18 protein-coding genes and 5 pseudogenes are annotated in these 16108 nt (G+C 35.8%); 13 read left to right on the forward strand and 10 right to left on the reverse strand.

Annotation, left to right across the window (positions count from 1 at the left end):
- Nucleotides 1-642: a latrotoxin-related protein gene (locus ABWU38_RS05170; RefSeq protein ID WP_265016784.1), complete on the forward strand. Its 642-nt coding sequence runs from the start codon at nt 1-3 to the stop codon at nt 640-642.
- A gap of 34 nt (nt 643-676) precedes the next feature.
- On the opposite strand, the gene ABWU38_RS05175 is transcribed toward ABWU38_RS05170, so the two are convergent.
- The 7 genes and pseudogenes from ABWU38_RS05175 to ABWU38_RS05205 all read right to left on the reverse strand — a co-directional run bounded on the left by ABWU38_RS05175 (nt 677) and on the right by ABWU38_RS05205 (nt 3865).
- Nucleotides 677-1477, reverse strand: a complete 801-nt coding sequence (locus ABWU38_RS05175) for an Rpn family recombination-promoting nuclease/putative transposase (protein ID WP_353272606.1) — start codon at nt 1475-1477, stop codon at nt 677-679.
- Complete coding sequence (locus ABWU38_RS05180; protein WP_353272607.1) at nt 1474-1767, reverse strand: hypothetical protein; 294 nt, start codon at nt 1765-1767, stop codon at nt 1474-1476. The genes ABWU38_RS05175 and ABWU38_RS05180 overlap by 4 nt, the downstream gene beginning before the upstream one ends.
- Nucleotides 1680-2072, reverse strand: coding sequence for a group II intron maturase-specific domain-containing protein (locus tag ABWU38_RS05185; protein WP_353272831.1), 393 nt, complete (start codon nt 2070-2072; stop codon nt 1680-1682). The genes ABWU38_RS05180 and ABWU38_RS05185 overlap by 88 nt, the downstream gene beginning before the upstream one ends.
- Nucleotides 2073-2219: 147 nt before the next feature.
- Entirely contained in the window at nt 2220-2459 is a 240-nt protein-coding gene (locus ABWU38_RS05190; RefSeq protein WP_253309103.1) for a reverse transcriptase N-terminal domain-containing protein, read from the reverse strand.
- Nucleotides 2460-2467: 8 nt separating this feature from the next.
- A complete protein-coding gene (locus ABWU38_RS05195) occupies nt 2468-2734 on the reverse strand; it encodes a hypothetical protein (protein ID WP_265017506.1) in 267 nt (88 codons plus the stop codon).
- A gap of 359 nt (nt 2735-3093) precedes the next feature.
- Nucleotides 3094-3339 (reverse strand): annotated as a pseudogene (locus ABWU38_RS05200) (PD-(D/E)XK nuclease family transposase); the annotation flags it as partial.
- 400 nt (nt 3340-3739) lie between these two features.
- Nucleotides 3740-3865, reverse strand: a complete 126-nt coding sequence (locus ABWU38_RS05205; RefSeq protein ID WP_410542156.1) for a BRCT domain-containing protein — start codon at nt 3863-3865, stop codon at nt 3740-3742.
- 156 nt (nt 3866-4021) lie between these two features.
- On the opposite strand from ABWU38_RS05205, the gene ABWU38_RS05210 reads away from it, so the two are divergent.
- From ABWU38_RS05210 to ABWU38_RS05255, 10 genes and pseudogenes are all read left to right on the forward strand, one after another.
- Nucleotides 4022-4240 carry a hypothetical protein gene (locus tag ABWU38_RS05210; protein WP_341819653.1) on the forward strand — a complete coding sequence of 73 codons (219 nt, stop codon included), beginning with the start codon at nt 4022-4024 and terminating at the stop codon, nt 4238-4240.
- Nucleotides 4227-5897: a recombinase family protein gene (locus ABWU38_RS05215; RefSeq protein WP_353272608.1), complete on the forward strand. Its 1671-nt coding sequence runs from the start codon at nt 4227-4229 to the stop codon at nt 5895-5897. The genes ABWU38_RS05210 and ABWU38_RS05215 overlap by 14 nt, the downstream gene beginning before the upstream one ends.
- Nucleotides 5846-6778, forward strand: coding sequence for an SNF2 helicase-associated domain-containing protein (locus tag ABWU38_RS05220; protein WP_353272609.1), 933 nt, complete (start codon nt 5846-5848; stop codon nt 6776-6778). Before ABWU38_RS05215 ends, ABWU38_RS05220 begins: the two co-directional genes overlap by 52 nt.
- Before the next feature lie 34 nt (nt 6779-6812).
- Nucleotides 6813-7628 (forward strand): SNF2-related protein, encoded by an 816-nt coding sequence (locus ABWU38_RS05225; RefSeq protein ID WP_353272610.1) that lies wholly within the window; start codon nt 6813-6815, stop codon nt 7626-7628.
- A gap of 293 nt (nt 7629-7921) precedes the next feature.
- Nucleotides 7922-8674, forward strand: a complete 753-nt coding sequence (locus ABWU38_RS05230; protein ID WP_353272833.1) for a DEAD/DEAH box helicase — start codon at nt 7922-7924, stop codon at nt 8672-8674.
- Between the two features lie 498 nt (nt 8675-9172).
- Nucleotides 9173-9505 (forward strand): annotated as a pseudogene (locus tag ABWU38_RS05235) (Holliday junction resolvase); the annotation flags it as partial.
- Nucleotides 9506-9510: 5 nt separating this feature from the next.
- Nucleotides 9511-10251 (forward strand): annotated as a pseudogene (locus ABWU38_RS05240) (terminase gpA endonuclease subunit); the annotation flags it as partial.
- Nucleotides 10238-10462 carry a gpW family protein gene (locus ABWU38_RS05245; protein WP_253309098.1) on the forward strand — a complete coding sequence of 75 codons (225 nt, stop codon included), beginning with the start codon at nt 10238-10240 and terminating at the stop codon, nt 10460-10462. The pseudogene ABWU38_RS05240 and the gene ABWU38_RS05245, both read left to right, overlap by 14 nt.
- Before the next feature lie 26 nt (nt 10463-10488).
- Complete coding sequence (locus tag ABWU38_RS05250; RefSeq protein WP_353272611.1) at nt 10489-11520, forward strand: YhcG family protein; 1032 nt, start codon at nt 10489-10491, stop codon at nt 11518-11520.
- A pseudogene (locus tag ABWU38_RS05255) lies at nt 11520-11829 on the forward strand (phage portal protein); the annotation flags it as partial. The gene ABWU38_RS05250 and the pseudogene ABWU38_RS05255, both read left to right, overlap by 1 nt.
- A gap of 132 nt (nt 11830-11961) precedes the next feature.
- Here ABWU38_RS05255 and ABWU38_RS05260 read toward each other — a convergent pair.
- Nucleotides 11962-12282, reverse strand: a complete 321-nt coding sequence (locus ABWU38_RS05260) for a hypothetical protein (protein WP_353272612.1) — start codon at nt 12280-12282, stop codon at nt 11962-11964.
- Nucleotides 12283-12408: 126 nt separating this feature from the next.
- Nucleotides 12409-13008, reverse strand: coding sequence for an ankyrin repeat domain-containing protein (locus tag ABWU38_RS05265; RefSeq protein WP_264688273.1), 600 nt, complete (start codon nt 13006-13008; stop codon nt 12409-12411).
- A gap of 249 nt (nt 13009-13257) precedes the next feature.
- Between ABWU38_RS05265 and ABWU38_RS08420 the strand changes: the two are divergent.
- Nucleotides 13258-13554, forward strand: a pseudogene (locus ABWU38_RS08420) (recombinase family protein); the annotation flags it as partial.
- A gap of 27 nt (nt 13555-13581) precedes the next feature.
- The gene (locus ABWU38_RS05270; protein WP_410542163.1) at nt 13582-14340 is read left to right on the forward strand and encodes a recombinase zinc beta ribbon domain-containing protein; all 759 of its coding nucleotides are present in this window, start codon (nt 13582-13584) and stop codon (nt 14338-14340) included.
- 430 nt (nt 14341-14770) lie between these two features.
- On the opposite strand, the gene ABWU38_RS05275 is transcribed toward ABWU38_RS05270, so the two are convergent.
- Nucleotides 14771-16093 (reverse strand): ankyrin repeat domain-containing protein, encoded by a 1323-nt coding sequence (locus ABWU38_RS05275; RefSeq protein WP_353272614.1) that lies wholly within the window; start codon nt 16091-16093, stop codon nt 14771-14773.
- Nucleotides 16094-16108 lie beyond the last annotated feature (15 nt).

Here is a 16108-nt window from a genome sequence, read left to right on the forward strand (position 1 = left end):
GTGTTGCACCATTCTGGGCTTGAGCATGAATGTTGGCCTCCTCAGTTTATCTCTTCTCCTTTTAAGCCAGCTATAGATATGAAGCATTCCCAACCTTCTAAAGCTATTACAGCTCAAGGTATTGATACAAATGGTACACTTCTTTTATTAGATGTATTTATAAGAAAAGTTACAGGCCAAAAGTATATTTCTAACGATATAAGGAGTATTTCTGAACAGGAAGCGCAAATTTATGCATTACCTATTGCAAAAGAATTTGAACAAGCATTAGAGGGTGCTGCTATTGAGTCAGGAATACCAGTTACAAATCTAAAATTTAATCCTGTAGAAGTATTCTTAAAGGTGGCCGGGCAAATAAGAAGTGGTAAATTCTCTGAAATATCAAAAACCTTATACTCATCTGCAAAAGAAGCTTGTCCAGAGTTTGAACAAACTGGTGAGTTTCTAGTTCATGTGAAAAGCCATCTAGAAGAGTTTTTAGCTAAAAAGGAAACTGTATTTCTACAACAAAAGCAGACTGCAGATCAGCCAACATCTAGTGTTTCAAGGAAAGTAGTTGCAATGGAGCCATCTAAAAAGCCTGATACCTTCTTAAGCGATACATCAGTAGTTAAAGGCATAAAGCATGTTTTAGGGCTATGAAATCCCTCTTTTGTGAAGAGCTTAACAAAAATGGTTAAAAAGTATTTTCTTCCTGAAGTTGTTTTATTTCAGCTTTAGGAAGACCGGTCGCTTGGGAGATGGTATCAATGGAAACGCCAGCCTTAAGTAGGTTTTTTGCGACTTCAATATCCCTATCTTTTCTGCCCTCTTCCCTACCTTCCGCTCTGCCTTTTTCATGTCCGATTTTTATGCCTTTTTCAGTAGCATCATCGAGTTTTTGAGCGAGGACAGCCTGTTCATCAAGAATACGTTTTATTTCCTGTTCGTAGGCAATAAATTCTTTCTCTGACCAATTGAATCTATTTAGCTCTTCATAGGCCTTTTTAATTATTACATCACTACCTATTATTTTTTCCAGCTCTTCTTCACTAGTCTCATCTGCATATTTAAAGAAGTATATCCATTTTTCAACTATATTTTCTAACTGATCTTCTTTTGTTTTCGGAAATTTTGGCAATTCAATAAATATAAAATAAAAATCTTTTAGATCGTGTTCATTAGTGTCTTCATCTCGAATAGTATGCTTTGATTTGTACTCAGATTTATTAGGAAACAGTACACAATCTGCTATAGCAATGAAGATAATTTCCTTAAGGTTATGGTATTGATCGCCCTTATCAGCTTGTCTTGAATAAGCTTTAGCTGCATAGTATTGAGCGCGTTTTTCAAAGCCTTTAGTTTTAGCGACCTGGTTAGGTAAGGAAGTAGTATTACTACTACTCCCTCCCTTAGAAACGCAGCATGCAGGTTTCCCAGCACTGCGCTTGAGCCCCTTATCTAAGTTCTTCTTTTCTCGAACCGGCTTGTCTTTCATGATTCCTCGGAAAACAGCATCTTTAGTGGTGACACTAACAGTAGAGAACCTTCTCTTGAGAAAGAGCTTGCTAACATTCTTGTTCGTTTCACTCTTTTATCAAAATACTTTTTCCATTTTAAGTCAAGTGGATTTGCATCCGCCCTGATTTTAATATGACGTCTAATAGGAATATCGCTTAGTTTGAGTAAGCTCATAAACCTTATTTCCTTTGGTTTGTTCTTGCATACAGAAGTAGCAAAGACCAATTGACGATATTCGTTACTTTGAAGTAGCGATTCTTTATCCAACGTAACCCTTTACGGGGATGTCTTTTCTTTGCCCATTTCCATAAACTATGCCAAATTTCATTGTCGATCTTACTAAACGCTTTTTTAGCACACACATGACGGTAATAGTTTCCCCATCCTCTTAGTAGAGGATTGAGTGATTTAATTACTACAGCTTGTGAACTACCTATATTTGCTTTTATTAATGCACGCGCTTTTTTAAGAAACCTCTTAACACTTTCCTTCGAAGGCGTAATAATTAATTTCTTGCTGTATCTACGTACATTACAACCGAGAAAATCGAACCCTTTTGTAATAGGCTCTATCTTTTATCGTGGGTATTCCAAGAGGTCTTCTTTTGCCATTAGATTTACTGATATAAATTCGTTTTAGCGGAGAAGGTTTATACCCTCTTTGTTTTAACTGCTTTATTCCTTGAAATTTAGCATTGTAAGTTGACCATAGTTGACGATCTACACCTGCTGTGTTTTTCCTTGGTTTTCAGTTACTCTTTTAATGGCTAAAGCTTTTCCACTAAAAGAGCGTGTTAAGAGATGTTGTAAAGATTTTACCTTACTCCATCTTCCTTCTTGAACAGCCTTAACAATACGCCTTTGTAGCCTCATAACAACCTTTTGGCATTTCTTCCATGGCAACTGGTTCCATGCTTCGGAGCTGTTGGTAGGTGCACTTACAGTTTTACTTGTAATCATCTGCTTTCCTACCTTAAGTGGTTGACAAAGTTTCTTGTCACGAGGGACCAAATGGAAGTCTGCTCGTTTTCACGCGAATTAATGTTACAAATTCTATCCATTTCGTTACAAAATGGCATTCGCTTTCTCCATTTTCCTTTACCTGCATTTTCATCAGCGTTCCTTGCGGTTTGCTTGCCATATAGGCGGAAATACAGGCTTACCCTGTTCCTTCTGTCATACAACAGTGGGTTAGGTGACTTCTCTATACCGGTGGAGTTATTATTTGCGTACATCTAGAGATGAAAAATGTAACTTATCCACATTACCTTTTGGTCAGAGCTTATCAGCATCTTTAGCTCTTCAATTTTTACGATACTTACGAAGCTTCACTTACGTTCACCATACCACTAGCCTAGCCCTCCAACCACATGATGCTTGTAGTTTATGCTCCTCTTACGATTACGCATCTTCTTTTTTCAAGAGGAGGTTCATTGTCCGCATCGCTCGGCACCAACCGGTTACCCGATTCGCACTGATGCGTAGACTCAGATGGCAAAACATCTGGTTTAATAAGTTTTAGAATTCTTTCAGTTTCTTTCTGAAGGAATTCCTCTCCCTTTAAACAATATGACCGAAGACTTTCAGGTCGCACCATCTCGCAAATGTATTGAGCACCTGTAGAATCTCTACAGAGAACATCAACAATACTTTGCTTTTTAGCGGCGATATCAGGGTCTTGAATAGTACTTAAAAACTCTATATCCTGTATTGCATTTTTGCCAGCAAAACCCAGAATATCATTGAGGAAGTGAATAAGGATACCTTTATTTTTTTCAGTACCAAAGATACGGCGAAATGCGACATCATTCTTTGGATCGAGAAACTTCGAAAGAGCCATAGCAAGGGTACCTAAAAAGCATTAATAATTATACATAATTCTGAAAAAATATTCAACTTCTTTATTTTTAGTTTATTTTTTTAAGTTTTGAATGCGTTGATGAAAAAAATGTCTCCCATAGATGGCTTTAGAATACTACTACGCACCTTAGAGGTCCTTTTGTAGATCTTTTTATAACCCCCTCATAAAGCGCCTAAAAACCCCTGCAAATGAATTCATGAGCTATAAAGAGCTCTAAAAACACTTATTTTTGGTGTAAGAGACTAACCTGGCGATGAAATTAAGTAGTTATGCCCCCAAAATTGAAGTTATACATATAAAGGCCATTCTGAACTGGTCTAAGTGTTTCTTTTATGATGAAAAAGCCATTCTTTCTCAGTTAAAATTTTAACACCTAGTTCTAAAGCTTTTTTATACTTTGACCAGGTTTTTCACCGACAACCAAGAAGTCCGTTTTAGGCGATACATTTGAACTCACAATTGCGCCTAAAGATTCCATTAGTGCTTGCGCTTCATTTCTTTCCATTTTTGAAAGTTTTCCAGTAAATACCCCTGCAACAATGTTGCAACAAACATAAAACTAAAAAAAATAATTTCCCGGCAGCTTCTACTCAAAGAACGAGGAGTTGTTTTCACTTATAGAACCAACGATCAACTGACCATCTGTTTCGATGAGTGATATATGAACATATTTATATATTTTCAAGGAAAGCTCATGGGAAAAAAGAAACTGACTGTTCGTGTTAGCTATAGTTATGAACCTAATCGGTTAGCAGAATTGTACTTATTAGATGCATATAAAAAACTAGCATTAAATAAACAAGTAAATGGGAGCCAAAAGGAGAAAATTTTTGAATGTAACAATAGAATCAATTTAAGGGGGAGCAATGATAACTGTTAGTCTGTACGCGAGAGTTTCTTCAGGAAAACAAGTGCAAGGAGATACAATAGCAAGCCAAATTACTGCTATAGAGAATAAGATTAGTGCTGATGGACATAAATTACTAAGTGAATATAAATTTATTGATAATGGTTATAGTGGCTCTGATATAATACGTCCTAGTTTAGAAAAATTAAGAGATCAAATAGCAGAAGGTAATATTAATAAGGTTTATATTCATTCTCCTGATCGTTTGGCTCGCAAATATGTACATCAAATGTTATTAGTTGATGAATTTAAGAAATTGGGTGTAGAAACAGTTTTCTTGAATTGTCAAATTGACGATAATCCAGAATCTCAATTACTATTACAAATACAGGGTATGATAGCAGAATATGAACGTGCAAAAATTATGGAACGAAGTCGTAGAGGCAAGATTCACGCAGCCAATAAAGGCAGTATAAATGTAATGAGTGGAGCTCCTTATGGCTATCGTTATATAAATAAGCATATAGGAGGAGGACAAGCCTTTTTTGAAATTAATGAAGAGGAAGCTGAAGTCATTCGTAAAATGTTTTTTTGGGTGGGAAGGGGAAGAGTAAGCATTGGAGAAGTATGTCATAGATTAAGAGCTATGTCCATCGTAACACGAACAGGAAAAAGGTATTGGGATAGGAGTGTAGTCTGTCGTCTATTACAAAATCCTGCTTATAAAGGACAAGCAGCATTCGGTAAAAAAAAGCTAGGAGTAAAATTAAAACACGTAAGACCACAGAAACGCTCTTGTGAGCAACCGAAAGACAATTATTCTACTTTTCGTACTGATAAAGAAAATTGGATTTATATTCCTGTACCTAATATTATAAACGAAGATTTATTTGATATAGTTCAAGAACAGCTAACTGAAAATAAAAGAATAGCTAGGAGAAGACGAATGGGAGCAAATTACTTGTTGCAAGGTTTAACAGTATGTCAGCTTTGTCATTATGGATATCATGGTATTAGCACTTGCTCTAGCGCTCGTCGAACATATTATCGTTGTACTGGTACGGAGCGAGGTCACTTTGGTGGCAATAAAATGTGTAATAATAGAATGATTCGTACAGATGTATTAGACGTGGCTGTATGGGAAGAGGTAAAATACCTATTGAAAAATCCTACTCGGATATTAGAAGAATACAAGCGTAGACTTTCAGAGATTAAAAAATCACCATTAGATCAAAAAAGTGACTTTCTTGAGAAAAAAGAAGATCAATTAAACTGTGGCATTGCAAGGCTTATTGATGGCTATACTCAAGGATACATCAATGAAGAAGAGTTTAAACCAAGAATTAAAGCAATGAAACAAACCTTACAAATGATCGGAGAGCAAAAGAAAAAGATATTTGATCAAAAAAGACTTGAACAAGACTTAACTCTAGTGGTGACTACTTTAGAAGAGTTTTCTTCTAGCGTTAACTCAAGTCTTGATAACGCAGATTGGCTAACTAGACGTGATATCATTAGAACATTAGTTAAGCGAATTGAGATTAACCATGAAGACGTGCATATCGTGTTTCGAGTAAAAGAGCTGCCAGACTCTTTCACACACAGTGGAAAAGCGGACCAAAGTTTATTGCAACATTGTTGCAGGAGTCAATACCACAAGTATTACAAAACAAAAGAGAAGAAATTATAATGAGATGGATTCCTGCGTTGTTTAATGAATCAGTTAAGGAAATTCATAGCAAGATATCATCTATTTGTCCGCCTCTATTGGTGCAGTACAAGGGACGTGCTATAGAACCAGAGGAACAGGTAAATGTTGCTACTTCTCTCATCCTTTTAGGATATATAACAAACAATTTTCCTGTATCACTTGATGAATATAAATATGTGAACATCTTTAGACTGTTTTTCACTGGCAAGTATCAAAAGTTTCATGGACTAATCGACAAAGAAAAATCGCAAATAATTAATGTCTGGTTGTCACACCTTTACTTAGCAGGTAAACCATACAAATTTCATTTAATTATACGGGATCATTACGACAGATTTGAACTTGACGTACAGATATCTCTGGACGGTACAGAGCCACCGATGAAATTAGATAAGGCACTTCCTAATCAAAATAAAGAATTAAGACTGAGTATTTTATCTGACCTTGCATTTTTGCTTGAGCATATACCAGAATTAGAAAAATCAATCAACAGTAATCGTACATTATTTCTATACTTAGATCGTTTCTCATCAGTGTTTACAGACACTTTGCCGATATTAAGAACGATTGGCATTGTAGCTGTTTTACCAGAATCCTTGCAAAAAGTCTTCAAACCGCAATTAAGTCTTAACTTGTCTACTAAAGATGAAATAAAAGAAGAAGATGATGATAATCACGAAATCTTCATGATGTTTGAGGACATATTAAAGTTTGATTGGAGAGTAGCAATAGGTGATAAGAAGTTTAGTATTTCAGAGTTTAAGAGGCTACTAAAAAACTCTCGTAAACTTGTGCGTATTATGGATCAGTATGTACTTCTAGATGACAAACAAGTAGGAGGTTTACTAAAGAAACTTTGATAAGCTACCTAATTCTCTCAATCGAGCAGAACTCGTGCAAGCTGTTTTAACAGGTGAGTTGGATGAAACTAAAGTAGCATTTGACCAGCAGCTTACAAGCTTGTTTAAAAAACTTAACACTTATACACCTGTAACTACGCCAAACAATCTGACAGCACAATTGCGCCCATATCAAGAACGCGGATTTAGCTGGCTTGTACAGAACATAGAAAGTGGGTTTGGTAGCATAATTGCTGATGATATGGGTCTTGGTAAGACTATACAAGTTATTGCAGCTATTCTATATTGTAAAAATGCAGGATTTTTAAATCGGGATAGAGTTTTGATAGTAGCTCCAACAAGCATATTAAGTAATTGGCAACGAGAGATGGAACGTTTTGCACCAGAATTAAAGCTTTTCATCTATCACGGACAAAATCGAGAATTAGCAAGTGATTATGATGTGGCTCTAACATCTTATGGTATTGCACGTAGCGATAAGAGAGAACTTGACAAAGTTGGATGGTTTTTGCTCGTAATTGATGAAGCACAAAATATTAAGAACCGTGACGCTGACCAAACCAGAGCAATTAAAGCTATAAAAGCAAAATGTAGAATAGCTATGAGTGGTACACCTGTTGAGAATAGACTGCTAGAGTATTGGAGTATTTTTGATTTTACCAATAAATCTTACCTAGGTAGTGCTACCCAGTTTAAGACCAACTTTGCAATACCAATTGAGAAAGAGAGAGATAAATCTTGCCTAGAAAGGTTCATGAAAATAACTAGCCCTTTTATGTTACGTAAACTTAAGAGCGATAAAAGCATTATTCAGGATGGCTTTGTTGCATCGCTAGCTATGATGGATTAAAGATAAAAAAGATGGAGAATATCAGTAGCTTATTATTCTGGTATTTATAACAAGAACGGTCAGTGAATACCTAAATTTGAGTAAAAGAAATTTCACTACCACTCACTAATCCGGCTAAAATTCAAGAATTTCAATGCTTTAGCTATTTTCAATAGAATTAAGTTTATTAATATAAATAATAAATTACTATTCTTAAATTTGATCAGATTGATTGCAAAAAAACAAGATTTTCAATAGGTTGCTTATAATCCTAGCTATAGTTAGCCTTTCATAAGTAGCGATGCAACAAAGCCATTCAGGATTTACCAGATAAAATTGAGAGTAATTGTTATTGTTTTCTCACTCCAGAGCAAGCGGCTCTTTACCAAGAAGTTGTTGATGCGAATATGGGAAAAATAGAAAAAAGTGAAGGAATTGAACGTAAGGGACTAATCTTTAAACTTATCAATGCTTTAAAGCAAATTTGTAACCATCCATCACAGTTTGGCAAGAAAAAGCGTGCGAGTATTGAACAATCCGGTAAAATGCAGATGCTTGAGGAAATATTGATTAGTATTGGTGAAGTTGCAGAAAAATCATTGATATTTACTCAATACACTGAAATGGGTGAAATTATATCTAAATTGCTTGAAGAAAGGTTTGAATCAAAAGTGCCATTTTTACATGGAGGACTGTCCCGTAAAGCACGAGACGAAATGGTTAATGACTTTCAAAACTTATTCCAGTCCAACATTCTTATAGTGTCTTTAAAAGCTGGAGGAACAGGACTTAATTTAACAGCAGCAAATCATGTAATACATTATGACTTATGGTGGAACCCAGCAGTGGAAGCACAAGCAACAGATCGGGCCTATCGTATCGGGCAAGAACGTAATGTTATAGTGTACAGGCTACTTTCAACAGGTACATTTGAAGAGCGTATTGATGAGATGATTCAAAGCAAGAAGGAATTGGCAAACCTAACTATAAGTAGTGGCGAGAGTTGGATTACAGAATTTAACAATGACCGGTTAAGAGATTTAGTTAATATAAAAAATGCACTATAATATATCTGAGTTATTTAATGTAAAGAACCAGATAACTACCGCTCAATAGTTCAAAATAGAGACAAAGATCAAAATTTATGTCTCCAACAGAAAAGCTTCTTTTGTAGTAGTCAAAAAAAGCAGAGATATAGGGCTTTCTGAAGGGAGGCTCTTGAAATTAAAACCAAAAAGATACAGTTTTACATAGCCCATTTCAATTGTCTCTACTGCAACCCAATTCTTTAAAACGTTTTAGAGGATTGTTATAGCGTTATTAGTGATTTGGATAGAGAGATAGCACCTTTATCAAAAACCCATGTAACCTCTTTAAAATCCCGATAAACAGTTATTTCCAAAATGGAAACAACTCAAATAGCGAAGACTTCTGTTGTAAAAAACGTAATTAGCTGCCTTAAAATTATTTTAACTTTTTTTCACATTTTTTGGACGAATTTCTGAGAATTTACGTATATATATTACATGCATATATTTGCTGTCTCTAGATGAAAATTTCCAGTTATGTCAATCCTAACACTCGACCTCGGCAAGCAAACCGGCTGGGCAATTCTTACAGATGGAGTAATCCAAAGTGGCAGTGAGAGTTTTCACTCTAGCCGTTTCAGCGGAGGTGGCATGTGCTTTTTAAGTTTTAGTAATTGGCTTAATTCCTTGAAAGACATTTCTACAGTGTACTTTGAGGAGGTAAGGAGACACCTTGGAACTGATGCTGCGCATTGTTATGGTGGTTTCTTTGCTGTTTTAGCTGCTTGGTGTGAAAAGCATCATATACCTTATCAAGGTGTACCTGTCAAGACGATAAAACGTTTTATCACCGGTAAAGGCAATGCAAGTGTGGCAAAGTAGTGTTAACGGCAGGGGTTGATGTACAAAAAGATCGTTTAGAGGCAGAAATTGTAGCATGGGGAAGAAATCGAGAAAGTTGGTCAATAGACTACCAAGTATTTGAAGGAGATCCGGGAGGAGAAGAAGTATGGGGAAAACTTTCGGAATTATTAAATCATCATTTTATCGGTGAAAATGGTCTTGAATACATGATAAGCATGATGGCGGTAGATGCTGGGTATGCAACACAAGAGGTATACAACTGGGTAAGAGGTCACCAGGGCTCTGGGAGAGTAATGGCAGTGAAAGGGGCAAACAAAGCGCTAGTGCCACTTAGCAGCCCAAGTAGAGTTGATGTAACAGTTAGCGGACAAAAGCTAAAGAGAGGAATGAAGCTGTGGCCAGTTGGGGTATCGATATTAAAGTCAGAGCTTTTTCAGCTACTTAATGTTTTAACAGAAGGGGCGCCGGGGTATTGTCATTTTCCAGAGTATACACCTGAGTATTTTAAACAGCTAACCGCAGAGCAACTAATTACCAAGGTAGTAAAAGGATATACCAAACAAGAGTGGCAAAAGATAAGAGACCGAAATGAAGTACTAGATTGCAGAGTTTACGCAAGAGCTGCGTCTATTGCCCTGGGGATTGATAGATGGCCAGAGAGTAAATGGGAGAGTTTAGTAGGTGAAAAAACTAAAAAGCCTAAAAAGGTAAGAAAGAGTAGATGGCTGGGTGAGAAGAATGTACAGCAGTGAATATTTAGCCCAAGTTGAAGAAGCGATAAAGAAGCTGCAAAGCGGGGAAAGGGTTGTCTCAATTGCATATGGTGACCATGTAGTTCGGTACGGGGAAGTTCAAATAAAGGATTTATTGGAGCTCAGGCAACGAATCAAAGCAGAGTTAAAAGTTGCAGGTGTGAAGCCGAAGAGAAAGATTGTTATTGCAACGAATAAAGGGATCATATAATGATAAAAATCGTTGAAAGGAACACTATGACAAAAATTATAGGAAAAGAATATACAGAATTTTTAGAGCAGTTGAAAGAACATATTGCTATTAGTCGTTATAAGGCAGCAAGAACAGTAAATAAAGAACTGCTACTGCTTTATCATTATATTGGAACGCGGATTCTAGAAAAACAAAAGAGTCAGAGTTGGGGATCTAAAGTAATTGAGCAGTTAAGTAGAGACTTAAAGGCTGAATTCCCGGAAATGAAAGGTTTTAGCACGAGAAACTTGAAATATATGCGTCAATTTGTAGTGGAGTATCAAGATATTGAATTTGTGCAACAACTTGTTGCCCAATTGCCGTGGGGACATAATGTATTTCTAATGGACTTAGTTCAGGACAAAGAAGCGAGGCTATTCTACATAAAAGAAGCTATTGAACATGGCTGGTCACGTAACATTATGGTGATGCAGATAGAGCTTGGTCTACATAAACGTCAAGGGAAAGCTATTACTAACTTTGAAGAAAAATTACCATCTCCACAATCCGATCTAGCACATTACACATTAAAAGATCCATATATTTTTGATTTTTTAAGTATAGGTAAGGATGCTCACGAAAGAGAAGTAGAAAAGGGACTTGTAGGGCATATGGAAAAATTTCTGTTAGAACTCGGTGAGGGATTTGCATTTGTTGGTAGACAATTTCATTTAGATGTTGGTAATAAAGACTTTTATATTGATTTATTATTCTATCATTTAAAGTTACGTTGCTTCATAGTAATTGAACTAAAAGATAAAGATTTTAAACCAGAGTATGCAGGTAAAATGAATTTTTATCTTTCCGCAGTTGACGATTTACTGAAGCACTCGACAGATCAACCTTCTATAGGGTTAATCTTATGTAAATCTAAAGACGATGTACTTGCTAAATATACACTCAAAGACATAAATAAACCAATAGGATTAGCGGAATATCGAATAACTGAAAATCTACCAGAAAACATCAAAACAGCTTTGCCAACAATAGAAGAGTTAGAAGCTGAATTATCGAAAGTTTCAGATAAGGAAAAGTAATGCTACTAAAATCATTCAAGCAATTATTCCGCAAACCACCAAAGTCTAAAGGTTCAGCATGGAGGTTCAGGAAGGAGATTATTGCACTTTCAACCAGAGTCAGGAAGTATAAATAGCTTACTTTCCCAAAGCCTTGAACACTTACGCAGTCGGTCTCGTGATATGGTAAGAAAGAACTCCTATGCAGCAAACATAATCGATACGATAGTGAGTAATTGCGTTGGAACAGGAATAAAACCGCAATCAAAAGCTAAAGATGCAGAGTTTCGGAAAAAAGTGCAAGAATTATGGCTGAGATGGACAGATGAACCAACAGGACCAGAGCCTGCGATGATAATGTTTTTCATTTTTACCTCATATGAACCACCTAATGCTAGGCTTACCATAATATGAGATATAATGTAACAGTTTTTTTTATTTAGAAATAGACTACTGTGGTGATTACTGTGCTGCTACAAAACGCTCATATTCTACTTTTGCCATTTTAGTACTGGGTTTAAACGCTTCATATGTAATACGACCAGCTGCAAGTGCTGCTACTGTAACTAAAGCTGCTGCGCCTATTATACGTGGTGCATCTGGTGTAATATTGCCAGTTGTGAAAAGTGTTATTGCTGCTACAGCGCCTAGTAACAGTGTTGAATAACGAACAAAGAGGCCTCCATTGCGTGCTTTTTCAAATTGTGCTAAACACCCATCACCAGACCCAGGTGAAAGCTTACTATTACCCACAAATAAAAACATAGTATTGTATTTACTCAAATAATTTAATTTTATTAACCTGAAAGCTTATTGGATTAAAATTATTAAACTAAGAGTTATAATTTTAGCAACTAAAAGCTGTAAATTGCACCATATAAACAGTTATTTCAAGCAAAAGTTATGCCATTAAGAGCTATGCAACAAACATTTATATTTGTGGGTAATAGTAAGAGGTGAAAGGAGCCATGCACGCCCGTATACATAGCTATATACTGGAGTTTCACTATTTTTATCCTTCACCCAAGGATCTGCACCATTTTGTATGAGAAGCCGTATTATAGATTCACTACCACTAACTGCAGCATAATGTAAAGGAGTACATTCCCAGATATCTTTTGTATGAACATTTGCGCCGTTTTTTATTAGAATCCTTGCTGCTTCTAGCTGATTACTTTCAGCAGCTGCATGTAAAGGAGTATGGCTATGCTTGCCATCAACATCTGCACCACTTTCTATCAGAATTTTTATTATGTTCGTATGGCCATGTTTAGCAGCTACATGCAGTAATGTACCTTGCCAACTAGCAATATTAGTAGTAAATTGGCAGTCTAATGAAAACTTACTTTCTTTCCATACATTATATTCTTCCTTTGCTAATGCTCCTTCAAATCCACTATCTAGTTTGCTTTTCTCTTCTAGTTTTTTCTTTATCTTTTTAACTATATTATTCGAGTTTAAATCTTGATCATTATTTAATACTTCCAGTATTTCATGTAGCGGCTCCATAATCACCCTCTCTCTTTAATTAAATAATACATTATGACTACCCTGTAGAAGAGAGTCAATTAAAAGGCATTTGAGGCAAAACTTTCTACAAATTAAATTATGTAAAAAAATGTTTGCACATTATGTAATTGTTCAATATAAATGGCATTAATTGTCAAGATAAGGTGTTTTATGCAAGCTGCAGAGCAAAAAACAGAACAGCAAATATTATCAAAAGAACTAAGAGAGGATAAAAGGCTACAGTTAACAAATATAACTGAAGAGCAAAAAGCTGCAGCAATAAAGCAACTTGAAACACGAGGGATCATCATCCGCAAGGGAGTGTGGAACGTATGTACAATCCATAGAATATTAAGAAATCAAGCATACAAAGGAGAAGCGGCATTTGGTAAGTCGAAGGTAGGGCCAATAAGAAAAGCAGTGAGGGCAAGATGGAAAGTGCGCAAAAGGAACTATTCTGTTTATCGTACTGATGAGGAGAATTGGATAAAAATAACAATACCAAGGATAATTGAAGAGGAATTATTCGATATAGTACAAAAACAACTTGATGAAAATAGAAAGAGATCAAGAATACAACGAAGTGGAAGAAGGCACCTATTACAAGGACTAATGGTATGTCAGTGTTGCAAATATGCCTACTATGCAGCAAAAAACGCTAAGGGAGGAAGGAGCTACTATCGTTGTACTGGTACAGATGCAAGCCGTTTTGGCGGGACTAGAGTATGTAGCAACAAATCAATACGCATGGAGATACTAGAACCAGTTATATGGGAAGAAATGAAGAAGGTATTGAAAGACACGGATAAAGTTGCAAAAGAACATCAACTTATGCTTTTAGAACATAAAAATAAGCAACCAAATGATGAGATTGAAAAAGAAATAAGCAAATTAGAACAAGGTATCAAAAGACTAAATTATGTCTATGTTCGAGAACGCATAACTCAGGAGGAATATGATCTAGAAGCTGAGGAAATAGAGAAGAAGTTAAAAGCAATGAGAAACCAGAAGGAAGAGGTGGTTGATGAAAAGGAACTACAGAGGGAAATAGATTTTATCATAAGTAGTATAAAAGGTTTTACCTCTGTGGTTGAATCAGAACTTGGTCAAGCAGATTGGGAGGCTAAGCTTAATATAATTAGAGCATTAGTCAAACGCGTTGAAATTGATCACGATAATATACATATAGTGTTTCGATTTCAAGAACTTGCCCTGGCGGAAATGCAGAAAAAAAATGTTCAACATTATATCAGGAGTCCAGTATTACGTAATTGGCGTCTTATTTTTAATTTTTTGTACTATGCGCACCTTATGTCTTCACAACATTTCTAGCTATATAAGCTGAAACGCGCTTATAAAGCGTTTAAGACAGTATAGAACGCCAATTTGCAGGATTAGAGAGTGACAACTAGCTAACACGGGATTTCTTTTACCTTTTTTTCTGCTTAGTAAATTTCTTAAACATTTAAACTAAGGTGAGTTGCATTTAAAAGCAGCTGAGTCGCGGTTATTAGACGTTTAAAACATAAAAAAACGCCAATGTTTTTAAATAGATATTAACCGGGGTTTCTTTTGCCTTTCTTTTCATTTGGTAAATTTCTTAAATGTTTATGGTTAAAAGAGCCCAAGAGAGGTGTCATCCAAGTAGCTGACACTGGAATCTAGTCTTTATTATGCAGCCACTTATTTAAAGTTAAGTTTTCTGGATCCAAGTAGTCAGGGCACTGGGATGACATCCTGCTTGGCAAAGATTTCTCTTAAATCACCCCTTTTGTATACCTGAACTCACGTGTTCAACTTTATTTTTTTCCATTTCTCTATAGCTTGGTAATGTAGAATTTTTTACATGTAATCCGATATATGTTGCAACCAAAGCAGCTATAACACCACAAACCACCGCACCAGCCACAGATGGAACCATCACAGCAGCAGCAATGAATAACCCTGTAACAACAACTCCAACAACATCTTTTGTTAATGAGGTATAAAAATTTTCCTTGCTTTCTTTATATTTAGTTTCTTTTTCATTTGGCACAGAAAATTGAGCATCTACGAAGCCGTTAGCTTTATTATCATTATTTGGTGTGGCAGTTTGGTCAGTCCTTGTTGATACAGGCGTTTTATTTTCGTTATTATGATTTAGCTGGCCATTTGGTGTATTTACAGGTCTACTACCAATGTTCCCATTACTGCTGCAAGGTTTTGCTCCGTTTTTTTCTACATTAGGTGTTTCTGGTACAATAAAGTTTAAAAGCACCTGAGTAATTTCTTTTTGTCTATTATTTATAGCCAACTCTACAGCTGCTCGTCTGCTTTCATCATTTACATAACCTAAAAATACCCCAACTTCTTGGACATTACCTTGAACAATAGCAAGACGCAGAGCGTTAAATTTTTCTTCTTCATTAAATTTGCCACTATTCAAAAGTATCTTTACAACGTCAGCTTGTTTTTTTATTGCGGCATGATCTAATAAAGTATAAGCCGTATCTTGAATACCATTGACTTTAATGTCTGAATTTGTGAGCAATCCAACAACCCTTAGGAATATACTGCGATCGCCGGTAATACTAGGCCCTTCTGAACGAACAGCATAATAAAGCAAAGTCCAACCATCCTGGTTTGTTATTTTTATATCTATTTTCTCTTTTTTAAGCTTCTCACCAAATTCCTGAGCAGTTATACTAGGGTTATTAGTTACAATTTCCTTTATCTTGTTGTATGACGTAGCAAATTGACTACCTCTGGAGTTATTAGAATCTGCTGCATTGCTGCCTGCTCCATTTTCTTCTACATCAGGTTCTCTTTCCTCATTTACCTCTGTAGTTATCTGTTCTTGTTGAGGAATCTTGAACCCATTTCTAAGAAAAAGATCCTTAACGCGTGGGTTGTTATGTTCGGTTGCATGTTTTAGAAGTAAGTCTCCTAATAAATTGTCTCCTTCACACTTATCTTGAAAATTAACTTCTTTCCACTTTGGTTCCTTTTGCAAATCTTTAAGACTAGCAATTCCCTTATCATCATATTTTACAATTGCAGCTATCTTTCGATACAACTCTCTAATATCATCATTACTATATGCCATAACTAAACCTACTAC

Source organism: Wolbachia endosymbiont (group A) of Urophora cardui, assembly GCF_964028435.1.
Classification (GTDB): Bacteria; Pseudomonadota; Alphaproteobacteria; order Rickettsiales; family Anaplasmataceae; genus Wolbachia.

Excerpts from the sequence above, each read along its gene's own strand:
- ABWU38_RS05175 (WP_353272606.1), bottom strand. The coding sequence starts at position 1,477 with ATGAAAGACAAGCCGGTTCGAGAAAAGAAGAACTTAGATAAGGGGCTC.
- ABWU38_RS05190 (WP_253309103.1), bottom strand. The coding sequence starts at position 2,459 with ATGATTACAAGTAAAACTGTAAGTGCACCTACCAACAGCTCCGAAGCA.
- ABWU38_RS05195 (WP_265017506.1), bottom strand. The coding sequence starts at position 2,734 with ATGTACGCAAATAATAACTCCACCGGTATAGAGAAGTCACCTAACCCA.
- ABWU38_RS05205 (WP_410542156.1), bottom strand. The coding sequence starts at position 3,865 with ATGGAAAGAAATGAAGCGCAAGCACTAATGGAATCTTTAGGCGCAATT.
- ABWU38_RS05210 (WP_341819653.1), top strand. The coding sequence starts at position 4,022 with ATGAACATATTTATATATTTTCAAGGAAAGCTCATGGGAAAAAAGAAA.
- ABWU38_RS05215 (WP_353272608.1), top strand. The coding sequence starts at position 4,227 with ATGATAACTGTTAGTCTGTACGCGAGAGTTTCTTCAGGAAAACAAGTG.
- ABWU38_RS05245 (WP_253309098.1), top strand. The coding sequence starts at position 10,238 with ATGTACAGCAGTGAATATTTAGCCCAAGTTGAAGAAGCGATAAAGAAG.
- ABWU38_RS05250 (WP_353272611.1), top strand. The coding sequence starts at position 10,489 with ATGACAAAAATTATAGGAAAAGAATATACAGAATTTTTAGAGCAGTTG.
- ABWU38_RS05265 (WP_264688273.1), bottom strand. The coding sequence starts at position 13,008 with ATGGAGCCGCTACATGAAATACTGGAAGTATTAAATAATGATCAAGAT.
- ABWU38_RS05275 (WP_353272614.1), bottom strand. The coding sequence starts at position 16,093 with ATGGCATATAGTAATGATGATATTAGAGAGTTGTATCGAAAGATAGCT.